The following is a 25,378-nucleotide window of genomic DNA, read 5'->3' as shown; positions in this document are numbered from 1 at the left end:
CACGCTCAACGAGGAACCGGCCTGAAGGGTACGGAAGTTAGCGTTTGTGAGCATCTAATGCTTACTATCGCCCGCCGTGGGGGTTATAACCTTCCCGAACGTTGCTTCCGGTCCCGTCACGCGTTCTTGCCTATTGCGCGGACGACCCCCTCCTCTCTCCCGATCTACACGGGTCTTCCCTTCCTTCTCTCATCAAAGCGGAGAACCTGTATGCGGAATTCAGCGGTTCATGCGGTACGCAGGGGCGTACTGTGCGCCGTGTCGTGCGCGGCCTTCTCCGCCGCGCTCCCGGCCGCCTCCGCCGTCGCCCCCCAGCCCAAGGAGGCCTCCCGCCTCCCCTTCGCACCGCGGTACCAGGCCGTGCAGCACGGGGGCATCGTCCGCGCCGCCAACGCCTCGGCCAAGGGGAAGCTGGGCACCGAGACGGTCAACGACGGCGCCACCATCGGGTACGTGGACGTCGACTCCGACGCCAACACCTACAACTCCAGCCGCGCCGAGCTGCGGATCCCGGCCGGGGCCCGGGTCAGCTGGGCCCGTCTGTACTGGGGCGGCAACCTGCGCGTAGGGGAGCAGAAGCCGCCCAAGGACAACGGGCGGGTGCTGATCGCCGAGCCCGGCGGCTCGTACAAGGCACTGCTCGCCGACACCACCACCGGCCACCGCACCTCCGACGGCGCCGACGCCTTCCAGGCCTCCGCGGACGTCACCGACCTGGTCCGCTCGGCCCGTCCGGGCCTGTGGACCGTCGCCCAGGTGAACGTCGCGATGGGCCGTTCGGCCGTCGGCGGCTGGGGCGGCTGGTCGCTGGTCGCCGCGTACGAGAAGGCCGACGAGCCCTTGCGCCGGCTGGCCGTATGGGACGGCTTCGAAATGCTCGGTCCGAAGAACCGCGAGCTGGGAATCCCGCTCGCGCTCGGCACGGACCGCATTCCCCAGAAGGCGGACGGACGACTCGGGCTGATCGCCTACGACGGCGACCGCGGGACTTCCGGGGATTACCTCGCGGTGGAATCCGAACGGGCTAAGAAGGTCACGCGGAGTGTGATCTCCGATTCCGCGAATTCCGCTGACGATGTGATGAACTCCAGCATCACGGAATCGGGAACAAGTCGGATGGAACGACTGCCCGCTCATCAGAACACCCTGGGGTACGACTCCGACGTCTTCGATCTGCGGGGGGCGCTGCGCCATGGGGCCGATCGTTTCCACATCCGCGTCGGCAGCCGGACGGACACCGTCTGGCTGGGGGCGCTCTTCGTCCAGGCGGACGTCCGGCGGGCGGGCGCCCGGAGCTGACGTGCTGCACGCGGTCCAGCCGGGCGACGGCGGGGTGGCCCGGGTCGTCACCGACCTGGTCCGCGCCCAGCTGGCGGACGGACTGCGGGTCGCCGTGGCCTGCCCGCCCGGCACCGAACTCGCCGCGGCCGCAACGGCCGAGGGCGCCGACGTCCACGTCTGGCGGGCGGGCCGCGACCCGGGCCCCGGGATCCTGCGGGAGACCAGGGAACTCGCCCGGGTGATCCGTGCTGTGCGCCCGGCGCTCGTCCACGCGCACAGCGCCAAGGCCGGCCTCTGCGCCCGACTCGCCCTGCGCGGCCGGGTTCCGACGGTGTATCAGCCGCACGCCTGGTCCTTCGAGGCGGTCGAGGGGACGACCGCCTCGCTCGCCCGGCGCTGGGAGCGCTGGGCCGCCCGCTGGACGGCCCGGATCGTCTGCGTCAGCGAGGCCGAACGGCGCACCGGCGAGGCGGCCGGGGTGCGGGCGCCCTGGTCGGTGATCCACAACGGGGTGGACGCCGAGCGCTTCGCGCCCGGCGCGCGGGAGGACGGGGACGAGGCGGCCGGGCCGCTCGTCGTGTGCGTGGGACGGCTGTGCCGGCAGAAGGGCCAGGACGTGCTGCTCGCCGCCTGGCCCGCCGTGCTCGCCGCCGCGCCGGACGCCCGGCTCGTCCTGGTCGGCGACGGCCCCGACGGGGAGCGGCTGCGGGCCGCCGCCGGGCCCTCGGTGCGCTTCGCCGGCGCCGTGACCGACACCGCGCCCTGGTACCGGGCCGCCGATCTCGTCGTCCTGCCCTCCCGCTGGGAGGGCATGGCGCTCGCGCCCCTGGAGGCGATGGCGAGCGGGCGGCCGGTGGTCGTCGGGGACGTGGACGGCGCGCGCGAGAGCCTGCCGCCCGGTCATGAGGAGCTGTGCCTGGTCCCGCCCGGGGACCCGGCCGCCCTCGCCGCCGCCCTCGGCCGCCTCCTCGGCGAGCCCGGGCTGCGGCACTCGCTGGGCCGGGAGGCCCGCGAGCACGTACTCAGCAGATTCGATGTGCGGCGCACCGGCGCGGCCGTCGCGGAGCTCTACCGCGAACTGGCCGGAGTGCGGTGCACGGAGCACAGAGAGCCGATTGCGCAGTGACTACCGAAAGCACCAGCGTTCCTTCGCCGGGCCCGTGGCCCTCGGCGGGCCCCCTCACGGGCCGCGCCTCCCTGGCGTCGCCCCGCGGCGGCTCCGACCGCCTCGCGCTGCCGCCGCGGCGGCGGGTCCGGATGCGGTTCGCCGCCGTGCCGCTGCTCGCGGCCGACGCCGCCGCCGTGCTGCTCGCGGTGTGCGCGCTGTCCGCGGCGCACCGGCGCTGGGAGCTGTCGCTGCTCGTCGTGGGGCTCGTCGTCGTCCTGGACGGGCGGGCCGGTCTGTACCGGCCGTCCGCGGTGCTCTCCGGGGTCCTCGACGAGCTGCCCGCGCTGGTCTCCCGCGCCGGAGTCGCCTGGTGCGTGACGGCGGCCGCGGTCGCCGCGTACGCCCCGGGGCTCGCGATCGGCCCGCTGCGGCTGTGCGCCGCGTACGGCACGCACCTCGTGGCGGTGGTCGCGGTGCGCGGGCTCGTGCACACGCGGCGGCGGCGGGCGGCGCGGGCGCATCCGCGGTCGGCGCTCGTGGTCGGTGCCCCGGGCCCGGCACGGCGGTTCGCCGCGGCGCTCGCGCAGCACCCCGAGTACGGCATCCGGCCGGTGGGGATCGTGGGCGGCAGGCCCGACGGCGAGCGGGGGCTCCCGGTGCTGACCTCGGCCGAGGAGATCCACCGGGCGGTCATCCAGAACACGGTCCGCGACGCCGTCTTCCTCACCGAGGACGAGGGGCTCGTGACGCTGTTCCAGCACTACGGCTGCACCACCTGGCGGGTGGGCGGCGAGCCGCGCCCGGGGGCCATGCGCGAGCACCTGTGGGGGTACGGCACCCACGAGCTGGTGCCGATCGCCGAGCGGCGCGGGCTGACCGCCAAGCGGCTCCTCGACGTGGCGCTCGCCGGTCCCGCGCTCGCGGTGGCGCTGCCGGTGCTGCTGCTCTGCGCGCTGGCGGTGCGGCTCTCCGACGGCCCCGGGGTGCTGTTCCGGCAGGAGCGGGTGGGCCAGAACGGACGCCTCTTCACCCTGCTGAAGTTCCGCACCCTGCGGCCCGCGGACGAGACGGAGTCGGCGACCCGCTGGAGCGTCGCCGACGACCACCGGATGAGCGCCGCCGGGCACTTCCTGCGGAAGACCTCGCTGGACGAGCTGCCGCAGCTGTGGAACGTGCTGCGCGGGGACATGAGCCTGGTCGGCCCGCGGCCCGAACGCCCCTACTTCGTCGCCCAGTTCAGCCGGGTGCACGCGGGGTACGCGGCCCGGCACCGGATGCCGGTGGGGCTGACCGGCCTCGCCCAGGTGCACGGCCTGCGCGGCGACACCTCGATCGAGGACCGCTGCCGCTTCGACAACCACTACATCGACCACTGGTCGCTCTGGCAGGACGTGTGCATCCTGCTGCGCACGGCGGCCGGGCTCGTGCGACCGACGGGGAGCTGACGATGGCGACGGCCGTTTCGCTGCCGAGGACCGGCCCGGCCGGTCCCGGGGTACGGGAGTGGGCGGGCAGGGCCGGGGCGCTGGCCCCGGTGCTCGCCGTGATCGCGCTGCTGCTGGTCCCGGGCGGCGGTGGCGCACAGGGCGGAACGGGCGGTACGGGCACGGTCGCCGACGCCGCGTCAGGGCTGCTCGTGCTCGTCTGCCTGGTGCGGGTGGTGCGCAGCGGGGCCCGGCCGTTGAGCCGCGCGGCGGCGGTCGTGCTCGGGCTTCCGGTGCTCGGCATCTGCCTGGCCGCGATCACCTCCCACGACCCCGGCGCCAGCCTGCCGGGCGTCGCCCGCTACGTACAGATCTTCGTGCTCGTCCCCGCGGCCGTGCTGCTGACCATCCGCGACCGGCGGGACTTCGCCCTGGTGGCGTGGGCGCTCGTCGGCCTGGCGCTGCTGGAGGGCGGGGTGGGCGTCGTGCAGTTCCTGACCGGCACCGGCGCCTCGTACCAGGGCGAGGACATCCGCGCGGTCGGCACCTTCGGGGCGACCGACGTGATGGGCATGGCGACGGTCGTCGCGTACGGCCTCGTCATCACCACCGGTCTGGCCCTCGGCGGGACGGCCGGCCGGGCCCGGACGGCGGCCCTGGTCTGCACCGGGCTGCTCTTCGTCCCGCTGGTGCTGTCCTTCAGCCGGGGTGCGTGGATCGCGACCGTGCTGACCTGCGCCCTGCTGCTGCTCCTCTCGGGGCTGCGGCGGGCCGGGCGGGTGGCGCTCGCGGCGGGCGCGCTCGGGGTCGTCCTGGTGGGCGGCCTCGGCATCGGCTCGGAGATGGTGAAGGAACGCGTCACGAGCATCACCCAGGTCGCGGCGGCGCCCGACCAGTCGGTGACCGACCGCTACACGATGTGGGCGGCGGCGGGCCGGATGTGGCGCAGCGAGCCGCTGACGGGCGTGGGCCTGAAGGGCTTCCCCGCCTACCGCGACTCCAACGCCTCGCTGGCGCTGTCCTCCGGCAGCGACACGGCGGGCGCGGGCGCCGTCTTCCAGCGGCAGCCGCTGCTGTCCCCGCACAACATGTACCTCCTGGTCCTCAGCGAGCAGGGGCTCATCGGCCTGCTCGCCCTCGCGGGCAGCTGGGCCGCGCTGCTGGTCGCGGCGGTCCGGCGGCGCCGGCACGGCGCGGACTGCGCGCTGGTCGCGGTGGGCCTGCTGTCCTGGCAGCTCATCGACTTCTTCTACGCGGACATCGGCGGCCCCTCGACGGTCCTGATGTCGGTGGTCCTCGGCCTGGCCGCCTGGTGGTCGCTGGCGGAGGTGCGCCGTGCGTGACCCGTGGTCCCGCCCACCGGACCCGACGGACGCTTCCCCGGTCCCGCCCGCCCCCGTCGACGGCGCGCGGGACCACCGCGTGCCCGTGGCGGGCGCCCCGGCCGGGTCGGCCCCGGTCGCCGCGGCCGGACCCGCGGGGGGTCCGGCCGCGCGCGGCGCGGAGGGCGGTACGACGGATCCATGGGCGGGCGGCCCGGCGGGCGACCCGCTGTGCGGGCTGCCCCCGGTCGGCGCGGACGGGCCGCCGCCGGTCGCGGCAGCCGGACCCGCGGGGGGTCCGGCTGCCCCGGGGGCGCCCGACGGCGCCACCGATCCGTGGGCGGGCGCCTCGATCGAGGACACCCTCGACCTGCTCTGCGGGCTGCCGCCCGGCGGCCCCGCCGGGACCGAGGCGCGGCGGTACGCCGGTGCCCGCGGGCACGGCGCGCGGACACAGTCCGGGACGCCCGCGGCGCGGGCCGCCACGGTGGCCGGGCGGGCGCCGCACCCGGCCGGGCCCCGGCCGCCGGCCGGGGCCCGGCCGGCGCGCAGGCCGTGGGAGCACGGGACCGCGCTCCTGGGCGGGCGCCCGCTGGCCGGCGGCGCCCGGCCGGTCCAGCCCCCCGCCCGGCCGGCCGCGGCCGCGACGGCGAACACCGCGCGCGGCTGGACGCCCTCGGCGGGCGCGCCGCGCACCGCGGCGGCCCCCCGCCGGCACGCGCGGCGCAGGAAGGCCTGGTCGCCGCCCGGCAGTTTCCTCTTCCGCGCCGCCGCCGTCACGGCGGGGCTCACGGCCGTCGGGGCGGTGCTCGGGCTCGTACGGGACCAGATCCTGGCCCGGTACTTCGGGGCGGGGGCCGAGACCGACGCGTTCCTGGTGGCGTGGACGGTGCCGGAGTTCGCCTCGACGCTGCTCATCGAGGACGCGATGGCGCTGATCCTGGTGCCCGCGTTCTCCCGGGCCCTGGCGCGGCGCGCGGGCAGCCTGTTCGGGGATCCGGTCAGGAACCTGGTGCGCGCCACCCTGCCCCGGCTCGTGCTGACCGTCGCCGCCGTCTCCGCGCTGCTCGTCGCCCTCGCACCGCTGCTGGTCTCGGCGCTCGCGCCGGGGCTGCCCGACCCGCGGCTCGCCGTCGACTGCACCCGTCTCACGGCGACCTGCGTGCTCTCCTTCGCACTCGCCGGATACTGCTCGGCCGCTCTGCGCGCGCACGGCTCGTTCCTGCCGCCGGCCGCGATCTACGTGGCGTACAACGTCGGCATCATCGGCACGATCCTCGTCCTGCGCGAGCCCTTCGGGGTGCGGGCGGCCGCCGCCGGGGTCGCCGTCGGCGGGCTCCTGATGGTGCTGGTGCAGGCGCCCACGCTGGTGCGGGAGCTGCGCCACCGGCCGGTGCCGAAGGAGGAGCCGAAACCGGTGGCCGGCGGCGACGGGCGGCTGCTCTTCCTCGGGATGATCGCCCCGGTCATCGTCTTCGCGCTCACCCGCCAGTCGCAGATCCTCATCGAGCGCTTCCTCGCCTCGCCGCTCCCGGCCGGCGCCATCTCGCATCTGAACTACGCGCAGAAGGTCGCGCAGATGCCGATGATCCTCTCGCTGATGCTGTGCACCGTCAGCTTCCCGGTCGTCGCCCGCGCCCTCGCCTCCGGCGACGCGGAGGGGGCCCGCCGCCGGGTCGAGCGGGACCTGCTGCTCGCCGCGGTGGTCGTCCTGGTCGGCGCGTCCACGGTGATCGCCGCCGCCCCGCAGATCGTCGCGCTGCTGTTCCAGCGGGGGGCGTTCGACGCCTCCGACACGGCCGCGACCGCCGCCGTGATGCGGGTGTACGCGCTCGGGCTGCTCGGCCAGACGATGGTCGGCGCCCTGGTCCGCTGCTACTTCTCCGCGGCCCGCCCGCTCTGGTACCCGGCCGCCGCCATGGCGACCGGGCTCGCCGCGACCGGGATCGCCGGGGCCGTCGGCGCCCGCCTGTGGGGCGCCACCGGCATCGCCGGCGCCAACGCGCTCGGCATCACCGTGACCGCCGTGATGCTGCTGCTCGGCGCGCACCGCCAGTCCGTGCCCATCGACGTGCGCCGGCTCGGCGAGGGCCTGCTGCGGCTCACCACCGCGGGTGCCTGGGCCACCGGCGTCGGCTGGCTCTCCTCGGTCGCGATCGACGCACCCGTGCTCTCCCTCGCCGTCGCCGTCCTGGCGGTCGTCGGCGTCTTCCTGCTCTTCATCGCCTGCGCCGCCAAGGCGCCCGAGATCCCGCCCCTCCCCCGATCCGCCTGCCGAAGGACCCCCCATGCCCGCCGCCGTGCTGCGTCGACTGCTGCCGAAGCCCCCCCTGTGGGTGGCGATGTACCACTCGATCGCGGACACCCCCGATGATCCGTACAAGGTGACCGTCTCGCCCGTGCGGTTCGCCCGCCAGCTGCACTGGCTGGGCGACCGGGGGCTGCGCGGGGTGTCCGTGCGGGAGCTGCTCGCGGCGGCCGCCGAGGGCCGGGCCCGCAATCTGGTCGGGCTCACCTTCGACGACGGCTACGCGGACTTCGTCGAGTCGGCGGTCCCGCTGCTGCGCCGGCACGGCTTCACCGCGACGGTGTACGTGCTGCCCGGGCGGCTCGGCGGCGACAACACCTGGGACGATCTCGGCCCGCGCAAGCCGCTCCTCGACGAGGACGGCATCCGGCGGGCCGCGGCCGCCGGCATGGAGATCGGCTCGCACGGCCTGCACCACGTCGACCTGGTGGAACTCGCGGACACCGACGACGAGGGCCTCGCCGCCGAGACCCGACGCAGCCGGGAGCTGATCGAGGAGATCACCGGCGACCCGGTGGACGGCTTCTGCTACCCGTACGGGAAGGTCGACGCCCGCGTCGTACGCGCCGTCCGCAAGGCCGGCTACACCCACGCCTGCGCCATCGACCCGGGCCCGCTGACCAGCGCGTACGCCCTGCCGCGTGTCCATGTCGGCGAGGAGGACACCTCGTGGCGGCTGACCGCGAAGCGGATCCTGCACCCGCTGCGGCGCAGGCAGCCGCTCGACGTGATCCCCGCGCAGAGCGGCCCGGCCCGGGCCGTCCTGTCATGAGCGCGGAACCCCGCGGCGACCTGAAGGTGCTGCACGTCATCACCGGGCTGGGCATCGGCGGTGCCGAGCAGCAGCTGCGGCTGCTGCTGCGCCATCTGCCGGTGCGCAGCCGGGTGGTGACGCTGACCAACCCCGGGGCGGTCGCCGCCGGCATCGAGGCGGACGGCACCCCGGTGACCCACCTCGGCATGAGGGGCAACCGCGACCTGGGCGCGCTCCCGAGGCTGACGCGTCTCGTCCGGCAGGGCGGCTACGACCTCGTCCACACCCATCTGTACCGGGCGTGCGTGTACGGCAGGGCGGCCGCCCGGCTCGCCGGGGTGCGCTCCGTCATCGCGACCGAGCACTCCCTGGGCGAGGCCCAGATCGAGGGCCGTCCGCTGTCGGCCGGGACCCGGGCGCTGTATCTGGCGTCCGAGCGGCTCGGCACCTCCACGGTCGCCGTCTCGGCCAGCGTGGCCCGCCGGCTCGCCCGCTGGGGGGTGGCGCCGTCCCGCATCCGGGTGGTGCCGAACGGCATCGAGACCGGCCGCTTCGCCTACGACCCGCGGGCGCGGGCCGCGACGAGGGCGGCGCTCGGCCTGCCCGAGGACGCGTTCGTGGTCGGCGGGGTGGGGCGGCTCGCGGTCGGGAAGCGCTTCGACAGGCTGGTACGGGCGGTGGCCTCGGTCCCGCAGGCGCGGCTGCTGCTCGTCGGCGAGGGCGACCGGCGGGCGGAGCTGCTGCGGGTGGCCGAGGAGTGCGGCGCCGCCGAACGGGTCCTGCTCGCGGGGGCGGTCGAGGACCCGCCGGCCCGTCCGGCGGCCGGACGCCCGGACCTTCCCTCGCTGCTCGCGGCGATGGACGTCTTCGTGTCCACCTCCCCCGACGAGACCTTCGGGCTCGCGGTCGTCGAGGCGCTGGCGGCGGGACTGCCCGTGCTGTACGCGGCGTGCCCCGCGATCGACGACCTGCCGCCGGGCGCGGCGCCCGGCGCCCGCCGCATCGGCGAGTCCGTGCCCGAGCTGATCGGCGCCCTGCGCGAGGTGCGGGGCGCCCCGACCGGCCGGCTGCCGCAGCCCGAGGCCGCCCGCCACTACGACATCGCGCACAGCGCCCGGAAGTTGCTGTCCCTCTACGACCAGGCCGTCCACGGCACCCCCCTTCCCGTGAAGTGAGAGCTGAGCACCATGACCACGACCCCGCCACGTTCCCCGTTCCTCACCCCCGCCCGCTGGATGGTGCTGCCGGCCGCCGCGCTGGCCGGCGCGGTCCTCGGCGGCGGCTACGGCGCCCTCAAGGCGCCGCAGTACGCGGCGACCAGCTATGTCATCGTCGTCCCCGCCGAGAAGTCCGACCCGGCCTCGGCGCTCGGGTTCGCCCAGGCGTACGGGCGGGTCGCCACGGACATCGCGGTGACCGGCGACGCCCAGGTGTGGGCGGGGGTGTCCGCGGACACCCTGCGGGCCAGTGTGCAGACCGCGACCTCGCCGGACGCGCCGATGATCTCGATCACGGCCCGCTCCGCGAAGCCCTCCCAGGCGGTGTCGATGGCCGACGGCGTCGCCCGCGCGCTGGTCCTGGACAGCTCGCACGTCGCCGGCAACACCGGTGTGAAGGTCGTCCAGTTCTCCCGCGCCACCAAGCCGGTCTCCCCGGTGTCGCCCTCGGCTCCGCTGTCGGCGCTGGTCGGCGCCTGTGCGGGCGGGCTGCTCGGCGGCCTCGTGCTGCTGGTCCGGCCGAAGCGCTCCGCGCGGACCGAGGCACGCCACTCGCGGCAGGGCGCCGCCGTGCCGGGTCCCGCCGGGGCGGCGCAGCAGCCGGAACCGGAGGCGGTGTGAGCGGCAGACCACCCCTGTACGCCGAGATCTGCCGGGACGGCTCGGAGTTCGGCCGGCTCGGCCCCGAGTGGGCTTCGCTGTACGCCCGTTGCGCGACGGCGACCCCGTTCCAGTCGCATGCGTGGCTGCACTCCTGGTGGCTCTCGTACGGCCGGCCGGGCGCCCTGCGCGTGGTCCTGGTCCGGCGGGCCGAGGACGGGGCGCTGGTCGCGGCGGCCCCGCTGATGCGGGCCCCGGGGCCGCTGCCCGTCCTCACCCAGCTCGGCGGCACCATCACCGACTTCACCGACGTGCTGCTCGACGACGGCTGCCCGGAAGCGGTGCCCGCGCTCGCCTCGGCGCTCGCGGGCGCCGCCCGGGGGGCGCTGATCGACCTGCGCGAGGTGCGGCCCGGCGCGGCGGCCGAGCGGGTCTTCGACGCCTGGCGCGGTCCCCGGCGGCGGCTCGCGGACTCGCTGTGCCTGGAGCTGCCCGCCGTACCGATGGAGGCCCTGCTCGAACGCATCCCGTCGGGCAAGGCCCAGCGGGTGCGGGCGAAGCTGCGCAAGCTGGACGCGCTCGGCATCGACGAGCACATCGTGACCGGGCCCGAGGTCCCGGCCGCCCTGGACCGCCTGCTCGCGCTCCATCAGCTGCAGTGGCAGGGCCGCGGGGTGACCGCCGAGCACACCAGCGAGCGGTTCGCGCAGCACCTGGCGCGGGCGGTGCGTCCGATGGTCGAGTGCGGCGACGCGATGGTCACCGAGTTCCGGTTGGCCGGGGACGTGGTGGCGGCGGACCTCACCCTCATGTCGCGGCGGCTCGCGGGCGGTTATCTGTACGGTGCCGATCCCGCGCTGCGGGCGCGCAAGGTGGACGTGGCGACGATGCTGCTGCGGCACGGGGCGCGCGAGACCAGCGCGAGCGGCCGGGCGACGCTGAGCATGCTGCGCGGCACCGAGCCGTACAAGCACCACTGGCGCCCCGAGACGGTCCCCAACCAGCGCCTGATGCTGGGCGGCCGGGGCGCGGCGCCGGTGCTGTGGCTGTGCGCGGGCGCGGCCGGCGGGCGGCGCTGGGCGGCCCGGCAGGTGCGGGAGCGCGAGTGGCTGGGCCGTGCGCTCGGCCGGGCGCCCCGGACGCCGAACGGCGGCGGAGGATGAGCTCCTCCGCCGCCGCGCGGGTCCCTCGCCTGCGGGTCAGAAGGGCCAGACCCCCTTCAGGGCGCCCTTCCAGTCGAACCCGAGACCGTTGCTCCAGCTGGGCGACTCCTTCACGGGGTCCTTCACGGGGACCTTCACGGGCTCCTTCACGGGGACCTTCACGGGCTCCTTCCAGGAGTCCTTGGGGACGCAGATCGGCCCGCCGATCCAACTCTCGACCCATGAACCGAGGTTCACGGTCCAGCAGTTGGGCTTGGGCTCAGGCTTCGGCTCCGGCTTGGGTTCCGGCTTCGGCTCGGGCTTCGGCTCCGGCTTGGGCTCAGGCTTCGGTTCCGGCTTGGGCTCGGGCTTCGGCTCCGGCTTCGGTTCCGGCTTCGGTTCCGGCTTCGGTTCCGGCTTGGGTTCCGGCTTCGGCTCGGGCTTCGGTTCCGGCTTCGGTTCCGGCTTCGGTTCCGGCTTCGGCTCGGGCTTCGGCTCAGGCTTCGGCTCCGGCTTCGGCTCAGGCTTCGGCTCAGGCTTCGGTTCCGGCTTCGGCACAGGAACCGTCGGGTCGACCGGGTCCGTGGGATCCACGGGGTCCGTCGGGTCCGTCGGGTCGACCGGGTCCGTGGGCTCGGTCGGCTCCGTCGGGTCCGTCGGCTCCGTCGGCTCCGTGGGCTCCGTCGGCTCGGTCGGGTCCACCGGATCCGTCGGGACCTGGGGGTCGACCCCGTACAGCATCTGCCGGAACACCGCGGACGACCGCGGATTCTCGTCGCACTGCCAGACGCCGTGCGGGCAGTAATCGGTGATCGTGTGATACAGCGGCTTGTGCTGCTTCATCCATTCGAGCATGCGCCGCATGTACTCGGGGTTGTCTCCGTTCCGGAACAGACCCCATTCCGGATAGGAGATCCGCTTTCCGTGCTCGGCCGCGAAATCGACCTGCGCCTGCAGCCCGTAGGGCTCGCTGACGTGTTGGTCGAAACTGGATCCGGGCGGCTGGTCGTACGAGTCCATGCCGATGATGTCGACCACGTCGTCGCCCGGATAGCATTCCGTCCACGGAACGGCGTCCCGGCCCCGGCTCGGGTTGAAGTCGAAGCGGAAGGTCTGTCCGGGCACGGAACGCATCGCGGTGACGATGCGGGTCCAGTACTTCTTCCAGGACGTCGGGTCGGGCGCGCACCGGTGGGTGTACGTCGTGCCGTTCATCTCCCAGCCGAGGACGACCACGGTGTCCGGGGCGCCGAGGTCGACGAGGCGTTCGGCGAGCTTGCGGAAGTGGTGGTCGTAGTAGCCCGCCGCGCCCAACTGCAGCTGACGGCGGACCTCGTAGTCCGAGACCCCGGCCTCGTTGCGCTCCAGCATCGGCACGTTCAGGACGAACAGCCGGTCGGTGCGCTGGTTGCGCCAGTCCGCCCAGGCGTCGAGGAAACCGGGCGGGCCCTCGATGTTCGACCACTGGTCGCCGGGCAGGTAGGTGTGGCCGACCCGGAGCTCATGGCCCCCGAGCCACCGCTCCAACTGCGCGATCCGGGCCACCCCGAGCGGGCCGGATTCCAGGAAGGCTCCCATCGCACCGGAGAGAGTCGGTTGGGGGTCTCGGGTCGTTACGGATTCGGCGGCGTGAGCGGGAGACGACAGCACGACAGAACCTGATGCGAGGAGACCGGCGGTGAACACCCCCAGCCATTGTCTCGACGTCCGTCGATTTCTATGTGCCATGACAGCTCCTCGTTTCCTCAAGCCGCTTGATGGTCCGTCAGTCTGATACTCCGAAAGTATTCCTAATAAGCCGACCGAGAACTCGGCTTGGATCCGATCAATAGCCCATTAGAGGATTCCTCATCCCCCAGTTGGGGCACACGAGACGAAGGACATGCCGTGCCGAGTTTTGACAGCCGCGTCCCCGCGGTCCTTGTGCGGCTCGACCCGAACCCGTTTCATCACGGCACACTCGGCGCCGCACGCTCCCTGGGAAGGGCGGGCATCGCGGTCCACGCCGTGGTCGAGTCGCCCTCCAGTCCGGTCGTCCGCTCCCGCTACCTCCAGGGCACCCACGTGCGTCCCGCCGAGCCCTCGCCGGCCGAGCTCACCCGGCTGCTGCTGCGCATCGCGGACCGGCTGCCCGGCTCCTCGGCGCAGCCGGCGCTGCTCGTGCCCCTCGACGACATCACCGCCCTGTTCCTGGCCGAGTGCCGCCCCGAACTCGCCGGGCGCTATCTGCTGCCGGACCAGTCCCCGGAACAGCTCACCAGGGTCGCCGACAAGGCCCAGCTCGCCGAGACCTGCCGGGCCCTGTCCCTCCCCCACCCCCGTACCGAACTGCCCACCAGCGCCGACGAGGCAGCCGCCATGGCCTGGTCGCTCGGCCTCCCGGTGATCGCCAAGTGGAGCCGGCCCTGGCTGCTCCCGGTCGGCGGCGGGCTGCGCAGCACGACGATCGTCGGCTCGCTCGGCGAGGTGCGCGAGCTGTACGCGCGCAGCCCGCAGGCCGGCAGCCGACTGCTGCTCCAGGAGCTGCTCCCGGCCGGCCGGGACCTCGACTGGTTCTTCCACGGGTACGTCGACTCCACCGGCGGCTGCTCGACCGGGGCGACCGGCCGCAAGGAGCGCTCGTGGCCCGACGGCGCCGGCCTCACCGCCGTCGGGCGCTGGACGGCGAACCCCATGGTGGACACCATGGCCAGGGAACTGCTCGGCGCGCTCGGCTACCGGGGGGTGTGCGACCTCGACTTCCGGCTCGACCGCTCGACCGGCGCCTATCACCTGCTGGACTTCAACCCGCGGCCCGGCGCCCAGTTCAGGCTCTTCGCCGACCGGGACGGGCTGGACGTGGTGCGCGCGATGCACCTGGATCTCACCGGCCGCGAAGTCCCCGCGCACTCCCCCTCGTACGGACGCCGGATCGTCGTCGAGAACTACGCGGCCTTGTCCTTCCTCGCCTCGCCGCGGCGGCGGTACCAGCCCGAGCCCGGTGTCGCCCGGCCGCTCGCCGAGCGGTTCGAGGCTGCCTGGTTCGCCGTCGACGACCTCGCCCCGGCCTTCGCGATGCTGCGCGCCTGGCTCTCCCACGCCCTGCGCAAGGGCCTGCTGGCGCTCCGTCGGGCACTGCGGAGCCGTACTCCCCGGCGGGTGGCCGGCGTGACGTCACCGCGGTCGGCCGGCACCCGCTCCGACCAGATGACCCAACACGAGCCCCTTTGAACCCCCCTCACGAACCTCCCCCTTTCCCTCCTTACGGCCCTCCCCCTTACCCCCTCACGACCCTCACGACCCTCACGACCGGAACGACGAAGGCGGAACACACGATGTACGACCTGGTGATTGTGGGCGCGGGACCCTACGGTCTTTCCGTGGCCGCCCATGCGGCGGCGCACGGTCTGAACCTGCGCGTCTTCGGGCGCCCCATGGAGTCCTGGCACGCGATGCCCTCCGCGATGTTCCTCAAGTCCGAGCCGTGGGCCTCCCACCTCTCCGACCCCCGGGGCGTCTACGGGCTCGACGCCTACGCCGCCACCCAGGGGGTCCGCGCCGAGCACGGGGTGCCGCTGCCCGTGGGCTTCTTCGCCGCGTACGGCGACTGGTTCGCCCGGCAGGCGGTGCCCGCCCTCGACGAGCGGCTGATCACCTCCGTCGCGCCCGGTGCCGGGGGCGAGGGCTTCGAGGTGACCGCGGAGGACGGCGAGACCTTCCGTACCCGCACGGTCGCGCTCGCCGTCGGCGTGCTCCCCTTCATGGAGGTCCCGGGGCCGTTGCGCGGGCTCGACCGCCGGCACGTCACCCACTCCAGCCACCACGGCGAGCTCGACGGCTTCCGGGGGCAGGACGTCACGGTGATCGGCGCCGGGCAGGCCGCCCTGGAGACCGCCGCGATCCTCACCGAACAGGGTGCGGCCGTGCGGATCCTGGCCCGCTCCGACCGGCTCAACTGGAACACCCTGCCGCCCGCGCTGGACCGCGGCGCCTGGCAGTCGCTGCGCGCACCGCACACGGGGCTCGGCTGCGGCTGGCAGAACCGGCTGTACGCGGACACCCCCGGGATCTTCCGGCGGCTTCCCGCCGCCACCCGGGAGCGGATCTTCGACTCGGCGCTCGGGCCGGCGGGCGCGTGGTGGCTGCGCGAGCGGTTCGCCGCGGTCGGGGACGTACGCCTCGGGCAGCGGGTCACGGCGGCGCGGGTGACCGGTGACGAGCGGGTGCGGCTCGACGTGGCCGGCCCCGAGGGGGCGTCCGTCGTGGAGACCGACCACGTCATCGCGGCGACCGGCTTCGTGCCGAGCCTGGACCGGGCGGAGGTGCTGGCGCCGGTGCTGCGGGACGGGCTGCGCCGGGTCGGGGTGGGCGGGGCGCCCGAGGTGGGGGCGCTGTTCGAGTCCTCCCGGCCGGGCCTCTTCCTCGCCGGCTTGCTGACGGCACCCTCGTACGGACCCTCGATGCGCTTCGTGTTCGGCGCGGGCTACACGGCCGGGCGGCTGGTCAAGGGTGTGCGGCAGCGGCTGCGGGCCGGCGGCGCGGGCCGGGTGGGCCGGCCGCGTTCGGGTACCCGGGCGCCGGTGGCCGCCGCCCGCTGACACGACGGGGGCCGGCCCCGGGGAGCGTGGTGGACACTCCCCGGGGCCGGCCCTCTGCCGTACCGGAACGTCAGGCGTTGATGCAGGTGTTGAACGCGGCCGGGTTCAGCGCGCCGATGACGTTCACGCTGTTGCCGCAGACGTTGATCGGAACGTGGATGGGAACCTGGACCACGTTGCCCGAGAGGACACCCGGCGAACCGATGGCAGCGCCCTCGGCCTCGGCGTCCGCCATCGCGGGGGTGGCGGCACCCAGCGCCATGATCAGACCGGCGACGACGGCAGCAGCCTTCTTGCACTTCATTTCGTCTGGATCCTTTCTGCGGCGAAGACCCTTCTCCGCTGCATACTCCCCAACGACACTGCCCCGAAAAGGAAACCGGCCTATCGTCGGACTTGTGCTGTTCACTCCTCTGCTTCCGCCGAATGCGGTAATCACCGCTCAGCGCGGCCAGATCGGCGTACGGGTGAGCCGTTCCCATTCACGGTCCGGAACTCCGGGGACCGCGCGCCCGGCCAGCATCCACTGTCTGGCCAGCGAGGAGTAGAGGGGGAACGGCTCCCGGTCGACCGGCTGCGGGTCGGCCACATAGCGGCTCTTCGGAATGAAGGCCATGCGCTCCCATTTCCCGGGATCGGGCGCCATATTCGCTCCTTCCGGTGTGGTCCCGGCATCATGACACAGCGTTCGCAGGAGAGTGATTCGACGTCTCGCCGTCGCGTCGCGTACTTCTGTGCGACAGCGTCCGATTTAACGTTTCGCCATGAAAATCCCCGGCAGAAGTCTGCTGCTCCTGTCCACGGCCCTGGCCACGATCGGCGCGGGCGGCGCCCTCGCCGCCGCGCCGCCCGGCCTGCCGTCCCCCGGCAAGGGCCTCAACATCCTGCTCGTCGGAGTCGACTCGCGCGCCCGGGTCAGCCCGGACGAGCGGGTGCATTTCAACCTCGGCAACGTGGAGTGCGGCTGCACCGACGTGATCATGCTCGTCCACGTCTCCGCCAAGAACGACCGGGTCAGCGTGGTGAGCCTGCCGCGCGACTCGCTCACCATCCTCCCCAAGCACCGCGACCGGCACACCGGCGAGCAGGTCCCGGCCCACCAGGCCAAGCTCAACAGCGCCTGGAAGCAGGGCGGACCGTCCTTCACCATCGAGATGGTCGAGGCGATGACGAAGCTGCCCGTGCACCGCTACCTGGAGGTCGACTTCCGCCGCTTCATGGACTCGGTCGACGTCGTCGACGGCGTGCCGATCTGCTCGAAGAAGCCGCTGAAGGACCCGGCCACCGGCCTCAACCTCCCGTCGAACGTCACCCGCAGGGTGCACGGCGGCGAGGCCCTTCAGTACGTCCGCTCCAGGAAGGCGGACGGCGAGGCGGACTTCGGCCGGATCAAGAAGCAGCAACGTTTCGTCACCAACACGCTGCGCGAGGTCCGCGCCCATCTGTACCGGGACGCCGACTGGATGCGCTGGTTCGCCGAGACCCTGCGCGGCAAGGCCGCGGCCGAGCGGGCGATCAGCGCACCCGAGCTCCTGACGCTCGCGAAGCGGCTGCGGAACCTCACCCCGGAGAAGACCGAGTTCGCCACCGTGCCGATCAAGAAGATCAACCCGCTCATCCCGGGCGTCGGCGCGACGATCTCCTGGGACGTCGACTACGCCGCCGAGGTCTTCGGACAGCTGCGGGCCGACAGGAAGCTGCCCAAGCCCAACCCGAAGAAGTACCCGACCCAGACCAAGCTGGGCGAGTACAAGCCGATGGGCGGCAAGTCGCTCCTGTGCGGTTAGGACAGCCCCTGACGGAGCCGGCGGGCCAGTTCCGCCGGGTCCGTCGTCGGCGCCTCGCAGACGAAGTGCCGGCAGACGTACGCGGCGGGCTCCCCGCCCACCAGCGGGCGGTCCTTGAGCAGCGGGAACTCCGTGCTGTCCGGGGTGCCGAAGGCGAGGACCGCGCCGGGGGTGGTGGCGTCGAGTGCGGTCCGGCACAGCGCCCGGAAGGCGTCGTCGTCGCGGTCGCCGACGACCGCGATCTCACGGGGCCCGTCCAGCAGGGCCTCGGCGACGGCCAGGCCCCAGCCGATGAAGCGGGGCGCGCGCGGCCCGAGCGCCTTCACCACGCCGAGGGCCGCCTCGGCGGCCGCCCGGTGGGGCGCGGAGCCGGTGTGCGCCGCGTACGACAGCAGCGCCCCGGCGGCGGCGGTCCAGCCGGACGGGGTGGCGTTGTCGGTGGGGTCCTGCGGGCGGCGGATCAGCGGCTCGGCGTCGTGCGCGGTGTCGTACAGCGCGCCGCCCTCGGAGGTGAACTGGTCGAGGACGATGTCCAGGAGGAAGCCGGCGAACTCCAGCCAGACGCCCTCGCCGGTGACGGAGGCGAGCGCGAGGAAGCCCTCGGCGACGTCGGCGTAGTCCTCCAGGACCCCGGCGTTGCCGCCCGCGTGGCCGTCCTTGGAGGTACGGGTCAGCCGGGCGCCGTCGTCGAGGTGGAGGCGGACCAACAGATCGGCGGCCTCGGTGGCGCGCTCGACCAGGTCGGGGCGGTCGAGCAGGGCGCCGGTCTCGGCGAGGGCGGCGATGGCGAGGCCGTTCCAGGCGGCGACGATCTTGTCGTCGCGGCCGGGCCGGGCGCGCTCCTCGCGGGCGGCGAGCAGCCGCTCCTTGATCGAGGAGATCCTCGCGGCGTCGGCGACCCCGGCGTCCTGCGGGAGCTGGAGCACGGAGGAGCCGTGCTCGAAGGTGCCCTCCTCGGTGACGCCGTAGTACCGGGCGGCGTAACGGGCGTCGTCCTCGCCGAGCGCGGCGGTCAGCTGCTCGGGGGTCCAGGCGTAGTAGGCGCCCTCGACGTGCCGCCCCGTCCCGTCGTCCGAGTCGGCGTCGAGCGCGGAGGCGAAGCCGCCCTCGGGGGTGCGCAGCTCGCGGACCATGAAGTCGGCGGTCTCCAGGGCGACCCGGCGGGCGAGGTCACTGCCGGTGGCCCGCCACAGATGGGTGTACACCCGGCACAGCAGCGCGTTGTCGTACAGCATCTTCTCGAAGTGCGGCACGACCCACTCGCGGTCCACCGCGTAGCGGGCGAAGCCGCCGCCGAGCTGGTCGTAGATGCCGCCGCGGGCCATCGCCTCGCAGGTGTCGGCGGCCATCTCCAGGGCGCCCACGGCCCCCGTACGGGCGTGGTGGCGCAGCAGGAACTCCACCACCATCGACGGCGGGAACTTGGGGGCGCCGCCGAAGCCGCCGGACGTGCTGTCGTAGTCGCGGGCGAGACCGAGCAGGGCCTGGGCGAGCTCCGGCTCGCCGGGGACGCCGTCCCCGCCGTACGCGAGGGAGCGGCCGGAGAGGTCCTTGACGATCCGGGCGGCCACCTCGGAGACCTCGCCCCGGCGCTCGGCCCAGGCGTGCGCGACACCGTCGAGGACCTCGGGGAAGGACGGCATGCCGTGCCGGGGCTCGGGCGGGAAGTAGGTGCCGAAGTAGAAGGGCTCGGCGTCCGGGGTGAGGAAGACCGTCATGGGCCAGCCGCCCTGCCCGGTGGCCGCCTGGACGGCCTCCATGTAGACGGCGTCGACGTCGGGCCGCTCCTCCCGGTCCACCTTGACGGCGACGAACCCCTCGTTGACCAGCGCGGCCGTGCCCTCGTCCTCGAAGGACTCGTGGGCCATGACGTGGCACCAGTGGCAGGAGCTGTAGCCGACGCTGAGCAGGACCGGGACATCGCGGCGCCGGGCCTCCTCGAAGGCCTCCGCCGACCACGGCCACCAGTCGACCGGGTTGTCGGCGTGCTGGAGGAGGTAGGGGGAGGTCTCATGGGCCAGTCTGTTCGGCATGTCCCCATCCTTGCGCATCGGAGGCAGGAACGACGGAGCCCCGTCCGCGCGCCATGGTAGAGCGGCGTGCGAACGGGGCACCGATAGGAGGAGCGGGCCCCGTTCCTCGCAGGTCGAATGCGAGGAACGGGGCCGCTTCACACGAGAAGCAGGCGTCAGCCGCCGACGTTCCCGTTCTGGGAGAGGACCTCGCCCAGGATGTGCGACAGGGCGTCGTCGCCCTTCTGCTGCACGGAGTTCTGGGTGCAGGTCTGGTTCGCGATCGGGTTGCCCAGGACGTCCTGGACCGCGATCGGAACACCGATGAGGGCGCCGATCGGCACCTGCGCCTCGACCTTCTGGACGTCGAAGCAGTGCAGGACACCACCGTTGACGAGACCGAAGTTCGGGCTCATGTAGCCGCCGGTGGAGTTGCTGCCGATCGACTGCTTCGACTGGTTGCCGATGATGTTGGCGCTGCCGCCATCGTTGCCGGCAGCCATGGCCGTCGACGCACCCATGCCCACGACGGAGGCGGCAACCGCAGCGGTGGCAAGAACCTTCTTGATCACGAGATCTTCCTTCTTGAGCTCGATGGCCCGGAACTGCTCCGTTGACCGAAGCGACCTGATCAACTGCCCCGGGAAGGATTGGTTCCGGGGCGTCACCCGGACGCGGTATTCGGCACATGAACGCCATCGGACGCGAGGTCGACGGGCAGCCGTTCGGGTCGTGCGGGGCGGGCCCCGACTCCCTTGCGGGCACTGGCCTTTCGCACCGCTCCCTCGCGTCGGCGGGCGTCCCGCAGGACACTTGTCCTCGGACTGTTCGGGCCGGAGGCTTCCGGCGGGCGGAGGGGGACGCACATGCGGGACGGCCACCGGGCGGAGGCCGAGCGGCTCTGGGAACGGGTCGCCGAGGAGGAGGTACGGCGCTCCGCGGGCCGCTTCGACGGGCAGGCGCTCCTGGCCCGCGGCCGGGCCGCCCTCGACACGATGGCCGCTCCGGCGGCCGAGGAGTACGCGGCCTTCCTCCGGGCCGTGGAGGCCGCCGAGGCCGCGCCGGCCGAAGGCTCCTCCCCCACCGGGCCCGGCGCGCCCGCGCTGGTGACGGCCGTCGCGGCGGTCGCCGCGGTCGGCGGCGACCTGGCCCTCGGCACCACCGCGGGCACGGCGTTCGGCGCGGGCGCCGTGGTGGCCGTGGCGGGCGCGGCGGCGACCGCGCTGAGGACGGGCGCGGAGCGCCGGGCGGCGGGCCGGCGCAGGGCCCGGGACCTGGCCGGGCCGGGCGGCGTGGAGCAACTGCGGCTGCGGTGGCTGACGGCCTTCGAGACGCGGGGCGTACGGCCCTTCCTCGAGCAGCAGCGGGTACTCCTCGGCACGGCGGGGCAGCCCCCGCGGAAGGCGGTCGAGCGGCTGCGGGGCGCCGACCGCAGCGCGGCGGCCCGGCGGCGTGCCGTCCTGGAGCAGTCCTTCGGCCATCTGCCGGACCCGGCGGGGCCGTTCGCGGGGCGGCGGGACGAGCTGGCGCGGATCACCCGGTGGGTGCAGGCGGGCCGGGCGGCGACGACGACCCGGCCGACGGTGGTGATGCTGCACGGCGCGCCCGGCTCGGGCCGTACGACGCTCGCGGTGCGGGCCGCGCACGCGCTGCCGGACCAGTTCCGCGGGGCGTGCGTGGTGGACCTGCGGGGCGGCGCCGCGCGCGGCGAGCGGCCGCTGACCACCCGGGAGGCGCTGCTCCACCTGCTCAACCGGCTCGGTGCCCCGCGCGAGCAGCTGCTCTTCCGTGAGCGCGCCTCGGCGGAGCAGCAGGTGCGGCGGCTCGCCGAGCTGTACCACCAGCATCTGACGGGGCTCGCGGTGACGGTGGTCCTCGACGACGCGGTGGACGCGGAGCAGGTGCGGACGCTGCTGCCGGAACGCTCCGACAGCCTGGTCCTGGTGACCTGCCGCAAGCCGCTGGACCTCGGCCCCGACGTGCCGGCCTCGGTGCACGTCCTGCCGGTGACGGCGCTGGACGCGGCCGGCGCCGAGGAGCTGCTGGGCGCGGCGGACGGCGCCCGGGAGCCGTACGACGCGGCGGGCGTCGAGCGGGCCCGGGAGCTGTGCGGCGGGCTGCCGCTGGCGCTGCGGGCGGCGGGCGCGCTGCTCGTCGGGCGTTCCACGGACACGGTCGTCCGGCTCCTCGACGCGGCCGGCGAGGACGCCGGGCCGGTGGAGCGGGCCCTGGCCGCCGGTTACGCCGGGGGACTGGACGACGACGGGCGGCGGCTGCTGCGCCGGCTGCCGCTCGCCGGACGGGCCTCGCTGGGGGCGGCCGCCGCGGGCGCGCTGCTCGGCGCACCGGGCGCGGAGGGGGCGCGGCTGCTGCGGGAGCTCGCCGGGGCGGGTCTGCTGGACCACGTACGCGGGGAGCGCTACCGGCTGCACGACGCGGTGCGCGGGTTCGCGGCGGCGCGGCTGGTCGAGGAGGAGGAGCAGTCGGAGATCGCGGCGGCGCAGGAGCGGCTGATCCGCAACTACGCGGAGCTCGCGGACGCGGTGATCCGGATGGTCGACGGCAAGATGTCCACGCGCGCGGGCCGCTTCGACGGGCACGGCTTCGGTTCGCTGGAGGCGGCGCTGCGCTGGCTCGACGAGGAGTCCAGCTTCATCACGGCGACGCTGCGGCACGCCGAGGGCGTGGACCAGCGGACCGTCCTCGACCTGCTCGGCGCGCTGTGCGACTACTGCCTGCTGCGCGGCGACCTGTACCGGCTGGGCGAGATCAACGAGCTCACGGACGCGGTGGGCCAGGGCCTGCTGTCCCGCTCGGTGCAGTGGCGCACCGGCATCGCGGCCCGGCAGCTCGGCGAGCTGGACAAGGCGAGGACGACGCTGACCTCGGTGGTCTCGCTCTATCAGGAGGCCCATCAGGACGCGGGGGCCGCGCTCGCGCTCTGCTCGCTCGGGATCACCCTGCACCACCAGGGGAACCTGACGGAGGCCGCGGCCCGGCTGCGCGAGGCGCTCGCCCTGCAGGAGCCGGCCTCGCTGGCCGCCGACCGGGGCTGGACCCTGCACGCGCTCGCCGCGGTGGAACGGGACCGCGCCCGACTCGCCGAGGCCCTCACCCTCCTGGACCGCGCGCTCGCCCTGCACCGGGAGAGCGAGTCGCTGCACGGCGAGGCCTGGGCGCACTTCCAGCGGGGCCAGGTGTTCCTGCGGACGGGCGAGGTGGAGCGGGCCGAGGACGAGCTGCGGCTCGCGCTCGACCAGTACGGCCGCACCCACGACGGCCGCGGCCAGGCCTGGGCGCTGACCCAGCTGGCCCGCGCCCGGCTCGTCGCCGGCGACCCGGCGGCGGCCATGGACGGCCTGCGCCAGGCCCTCGCCCTGCACCGCGAGCAGGAGGACGCGCGGGGCGAGGCCTGGACCCTCTACTACCTGGGCCACGCCCTGGAGGAGCGCGGCGACCGCGACCAGGCGGTGCGGGAGCTGGAGCGGGCGCGCACGATGTTCTCGCGGATGCGTGACGTCTACGGCCTGGCCTGCGCCCGCCACCACTCGGGCCGGGTCACCCGCGACCAGCGGGCCGCCCAGACGGGCAACCTCCGCAACTCCGGCTTCGCCCGCCAGCTCCTGGTGGACGCCCGCGCGGACTTCCGCCGCATCGGCGTGGCCCACGGCGAGGCCTGGACCTGCCTGGAACTGGCGATCGTGGACGCCGGCAACGGGCGCGTCGCCCAGGCCCTGGAGCTGTGCGAGGAGGCGACCCGCCTCTTCGCCTCGTACGGCGACCACCGCGGCACCGACTGGGCCCGCTTCCTGCGCTGCACCCTGCTCCCCGACCCGGCCGCGGCCCGCGCGGACCTCACCGCCCTGACCACGGCCCGCCACCCCGCCCGCGACCCGCGCCTCGACGACTACGCGGAGGCCTACGCCCTCGTCCTGGACCGCGGCGCGCCCCGCGAGGGGGCCGCCTGGCCGGCGTGGGACCTGGGGATGGTGCCGGGGCGGGGGGCGCGGGAGGTGATGGGGGTGGCGGTGGAGGTGGCCTGAGGCGGGCCATCCGGTGGCCCGCCGTGCCCTGAAATCGGGCAGGCCCCGTCCGGGCCCCGGCGGGCGTGCCGGGGCCCGGGCGGGGGCCGGGTGCTACTTGTCCGCCGGGCCCGAGGCCGCCGGGGCGGCCGGGTAGGGGGCCTCGGTGAAGTCGATCTTGTGCATGTGGCGGTTCATCGACTTCATCAGTCCCCAGACGGCCAGGGCGAGGACGGCGAAGACGACGAAGCCGAGGACGCCGGGGGTCACCTTGTTCTTGTCCAGCTCTTCGGCGGCGAAGGGGACAAGCTGGGTCATTGCCAGGTGTGCGCTCATGTCAGGCATTCTCGCGGATGCCCGCGAAGAGATCTTGCTCGGGGATGGAAGTGGCGACGAGGGACTTGCTGAGCTCGTACTCCTCGGTCGGCCAGACCTCCTTCTGGATCTCCATCGGGACGCGGAACCAGCCGCCGTCGGGGTCGATCTGGGTGCGGTGGGCGATCAGCGCCTTGTCGCGGATCTCGAAGAAGTCCGAGCAGGGCACGAACGTGGTGAGGGTCCGCTCCTTGCGCTCGAACTCCTTCCAGCGCTCCAGCCACTCCCCGTACGGCGACTCGAGGCCGCGCTCCAGGAGCGCGTTGTGCAGGGCCTCGGTGCGCGGGCGGTTGAAGCCCTGGTTGTAGTAGAGCTTCTGCGGCTGGTAGGGGGCGCCGAACTCGTCCTCGGGGTACTTCTCGGTGTCGGTCGCGCCGTCGAAGGCCACCATCGTGATCTTGTGGGTCATGATGTGGTCGGGGTGCGGGTACCCCCCGTTCTCGTCGTAGGTCGTGATGACCTGGGGACGGAACGAGCGGATCTTGCGCACCAGCGCGCCGGCGGCCCGGTCCACGTCCTCCAGGGCGAAGCAGCCCTCGGGGAGCGGCGGCAGCGGGTCGCCCTCGGGCAGGCCCGAGTCGACGAAGCCGAGCCACTCCTGGCCGACGCCGAGGATCTCGCGGGCCTCGTCCATCTCCTTGCGGCGGACCTCGTCGATGTTGGCCTCGATGTAGGGGTCGCCCTGGAGCTTGGGATTGAGGATCGAGCCGCGCTCGCCGCCCGTGCAGGTCACCACGAGGACCTCCACCCCCTCGGACACATACTTGGCCATCGTCGCCGCGCCCTTGCTCGACTCGTCGTCGGGGTGGGCGTGAACGGCCATCAGTCGCAGCTGCTCAGTCAAGACTCGATCCTCAGTGATTCGTCGCCTAGGGAGGTCTCTATAGTGACGGAATCGGAGGCGGGAAAAATTCCGGCCCCGTGGCCGAGGATCACGGCGGCGAGAGGACGATCATGAGCGCGGTGCGTGAGCAGCTTCCCGAGGGGCGGTACGGCCGCTCCGCGGACGAGCGCGCCGACCGGAAGCTCAAGATCGCCGGCGCCGTGCTCGGCACCCTCTTCCTGGCCATGATCGGCTGGTTCGGCTGGCACTACGTCGCCGGTACGCAGATCAGCGCCGAGATGATCAAGTTCGACGTGGTGAGCGACACCGAGGTCCAGGTCCACCTGGAGATCCGCAAGGACGCCGACGCCGAGGGCGTCTGCACCCTGCGTTCGCGCTCCGCCGACGGAGCCGAGGTGGGCCGCAAGGACGTGCCCGTCCAGGGCTCCGACACGCGGATCGACACGGTCTACTCGATCCGTACGACCGGCAAGGCGACCAACGCCGAGCTCCTGGGGTGTACGGCTCGGTAGCGGTGGGTAGGGACCCCGGGAACGGCCGGGCCGGGTCACCGCGGTGACCTGGGGCGACGCCATCTTGATGGTTTATGTCCTCCCGCTTTTCGC

Annotated in this window: 20 protein-coding genes and 1 pseudogene; 14 read left to right on the top strand and 7 right to left on the bottom strand. The window is 74.0% G+C overall.

Annotated elements, in window-relative coordinates:
- Positions 1 to 210 precede the first annotated feature (210 nt).
- From ACH414_RS32275 to ACH414_RS32235, 9 genes are read left to right on the top strand one after another with little or no spacing between them, the layout of a single operon-like run.
- Positions 211 to 1,299, top strand: coding sequence for a DUF3344 domain-containing protein (locus ACH414_RS32275; protein WP_382548220.1), 1,089 nt, complete (start codon positions 211 to 213; stop codon positions 1,297 to 1,299).
- 1 nt (position 1,300) lies between these two features.
- Positions 1,301 to 2,407, top strand: coding sequence for a glycosyltransferase (locus ACH414_RS32270; protein ID WP_398944579.1), 1,107 nt, complete (start codon positions 1,301 to 1,303; stop codon positions 2,405 to 2,407).
- A complete protein-coding gene (locus ACH414_RS32265; RefSeq protein WP_382548216.1) occupies positions 2,404 to 3,834 on the top strand; it encodes an exopolysaccharide biosynthesis polyprenyl glycosylphosphotransferase in 1,431 nt (476 codons plus the stop codon). The genes ACH414_RS32270 and ACH414_RS32265 overlap by 4 nt, the downstream gene beginning before the upstream one ends.
- A gap of 2 nt (positions 3,835 to 3,836) precedes the next feature.
- Positions 3,837 to 5,156 carry an O-antigen ligase family protein gene (locus ACH414_RS32260; RefSeq protein ID WP_398944577.1) on the top strand — a complete coding sequence of 440 codons (1,320 nt, stop codon included), beginning with the start codon at positions 3,837 to 3,839 and terminating at the stop codon, positions 5,154 to 5,156.
- The gene (gene murJ / locus ACH414_RS32255; protein WP_398944575.1) at positions 5,149 to 7,509 is read left to right on the top strand and encodes a murein biosynthesis integral membrane protein MurJ; all 2,361 of its coding nucleotides are present in this window, start codon (positions 5,149 to 5,151) and stop codon (positions 7,507 to 7,509) included. The genes ACH414_RS32260 and murJ overlap by 8 nt, the downstream gene beginning before the upstream one ends.
- Complete coding sequence (locus tag ACH414_RS32250) at positions 7,424 to 8,215, top strand: polysaccharide deacetylase family protein (RefSeq protein WP_386568128.1); 792 nt, start codon at positions 7,424 to 7,426, stop codon at positions 8,213 to 8,215. The genes murJ and ACH414_RS32250 overlap by 86 nt, the downstream gene beginning before the upstream one ends.
- A gap of 20 nt (positions 8,216 to 8,235) precedes the next feature.
- The gene (locus tag ACH414_RS32245) at positions 8,236 to 9,372 is read left to right on the top strand and encodes a glycosyltransferase (RefSeq protein ID WP_398944625.1); all 1,137 of its coding nucleotides are present in this window, start codon (positions 8,236 to 8,238) and stop codon (positions 9,370 to 9,372) included.
- 12 nt (positions 9,373 to 9,384) lie between these two features.
- The gene (locus tag ACH414_RS32240; RefSeq protein WP_382548679.1) at positions 9,385 to 10,035 is read left to right on the top strand and encodes a lipopolysaccharide biosynthesis protein; all 651 of its coding nucleotides are present in this window, start codon (positions 9,385 to 9,387) and stop codon (positions 10,033 to 10,035) included.
- Positions 10,032 to 11,177, top strand: coding sequence for a GNAT family N-acetyltransferase (locus ACH414_RS32235; RefSeq protein ID WP_382548677.1), 1,146 nt, complete (start codon positions 10,032 to 10,034; stop codon positions 11,175 to 11,177). The genes ACH414_RS32240 and ACH414_RS32235 overlap by 4 nt, the downstream gene beginning before the upstream one ends.
- A 471-nt stretch (positions 11,178 to 11,648) precedes the next feature.
- Here the strand turns inward: ACH414_RS32235 and ACH414_RS32230 are convergent.
- Positions 11,649 to 12,884, bottom strand: a pseudogene (locus ACH414_RS32230) (glycoside hydrolase family 26 protein); the annotation flags it as partial.
- 159 nt (positions 12,885 to 13,043) lie between these two features.
- Between ACH414_RS32230 and ACH414_RS32225 the strand changes: the two are divergent.
- The gene (locus tag ACH414_RS32225; RefSeq protein WP_382548676.1) at positions 13,044 to 14,366 is read left to right on the top strand and encodes an ATP-grasp domain-containing protein; all 1,323 of its coding nucleotides are present in this window, start codon (positions 13,044 to 13,046) and stop codon (positions 14,364 to 14,366) included.
- A gap of 104 nt (positions 14,367 to 14,470) precedes the next feature.
- Complete coding sequence (locus ACH414_RS32220; protein WP_382548674.1) at positions 14,471 to 15,733, top strand: FAD-dependent oxidoreductase; 1,263 nt, start codon at positions 14,471 to 14,473, stop codon at positions 15,731 to 15,733.
- Positions 15,734 to 15,803: 70 nt separating this feature from the next.
- On the opposite strand, the gene ACH414_RS32215 is transcribed toward ACH414_RS32220, so the two are convergent.
- Both ACH414_RS32215 and ACH414_RS32210 read right to left on the bottom strand, forming a co-directional pair.
- Positions 15,804 to 16,037 (bottom strand): chaplin, encoded by a 234-nt coding sequence (locus ACH414_RS32215; protein WP_382548672.1) that lies wholly within the window; start codon positions 16,035 to 16,037, stop codon positions 15,804 to 15,806.
- Positions 16,038 to 16,175: 138 nt separating this feature from the next.
- Positions 16,176 to 16,349, bottom strand: coding sequence for a hypothetical protein (locus tag ACH414_RS32210; protein ID WP_382548670.1), 174 nt, complete (start codon positions 16,347 to 16,349; stop codon positions 16,176 to 16,178).
- Positions 16,350 to 16,497: 148 nt separating this feature from the next.
- Between ACH414_RS32210 and ACH414_RS32205 the strand changes: the two genes are divergently transcribed.
- Positions 16,498 to 17,520 (top strand): LCP family protein, encoded by a 1,023-nt coding sequence (locus tag ACH414_RS32205; RefSeq protein ID WP_398944573.1) that lies wholly within the window; start codon positions 16,498 to 16,500, stop codon positions 17,518 to 17,520.
- Here ACH414_RS32205 and ACH414_RS32200 read toward each other — a convergent pair.
- Positions 17,517 to 19,553: a thioredoxin domain-containing protein gene (locus ACH414_RS32200; RefSeq protein WP_382548666.1), complete on the bottom strand. Its 2,037-nt coding sequence runs from the start codon at positions 19,551 to 19,553 to the stop codon at positions 17,517 to 17,519. The two genes, ACH414_RS32205 and ACH414_RS32200, sit on opposite strands and share 4 nt — an antisense overlap.
- 155 nt (positions 19,554 to 19,708) lie before the next feature.
- Entirely contained in the window at positions 19,709 to 20,104 is a 396-nt protein-coding gene (locus ACH414_RS32195) for a rodlin (protein ID WP_132912798.1), read from the bottom strand.
- Between the two features lie 294 nt (positions 20,105 to 20,398).
- On the opposite strand from ACH414_RS32195, the gene ACH414_RS32190 reads away from it, so the two are divergent.
- A complete protein-coding gene (locus ACH414_RS32190) occupies positions 20,399 to 23,575 on the top strand; it encodes a tetratricopeptide repeat protein (RefSeq protein ID WP_398944571.1) in 3,177 nt (1,058 codons plus the stop codon).
- A 93-nt stretch (positions 23,576 to 23,668) separates the two neighbouring features.
- Here the strand turns inward: ACH414_RS32190 and ACH414_RS32185 are convergent, their stop codons facing one another.
- Positions 23,669 to 23,899, bottom strand: a complete 231-nt coding sequence (locus ACH414_RS32185; protein ID WP_398944569.1) for a hypothetical protein — start codon at positions 23,897 to 23,899, stop codon at positions 23,669 to 23,671.
- Entirely contained in the window at positions 23,892 to 24,773 is an 882-nt protein-coding gene (gene mca, locus ACH414_RS32180; RefSeq protein ID WP_382548660.1) for a mycothiol conjugate amidase Mca, read from the bottom strand. The genes ACH414_RS32185 and mca overlap by 8 nt, the downstream gene beginning before the upstream one ends.
- A 110-nt stretch (positions 24,774 to 24,883) precedes the next feature.
- On the opposite strand from mca, the gene ACH414_RS32175 reads away from it, so the two are divergent.
- Positions 24,884 to 25,285: a DUF4307 domain-containing protein gene (locus ACH414_RS32175; protein WP_382548658.1), complete on the top strand. Its 402-nt coding sequence runs from the start codon at positions 24,884 to 24,886 to the stop codon at positions 25,283 to 25,285.
- Positions 25,286 to 25,378 lie beyond the last annotated feature (93 nt).

Source organism: Streptomyces sp. NPDC020422, assembly GCF_044386705.1.
Taxonomy (GTDB): domain Bacteria; phylum Actinomycetota; class Actinomycetes; order Streptomycetales; family Streptomycetaceae; genus Streptomyces.
This window is presented reverse-complemented; position numbering and strand designations above follow the sequence as displayed.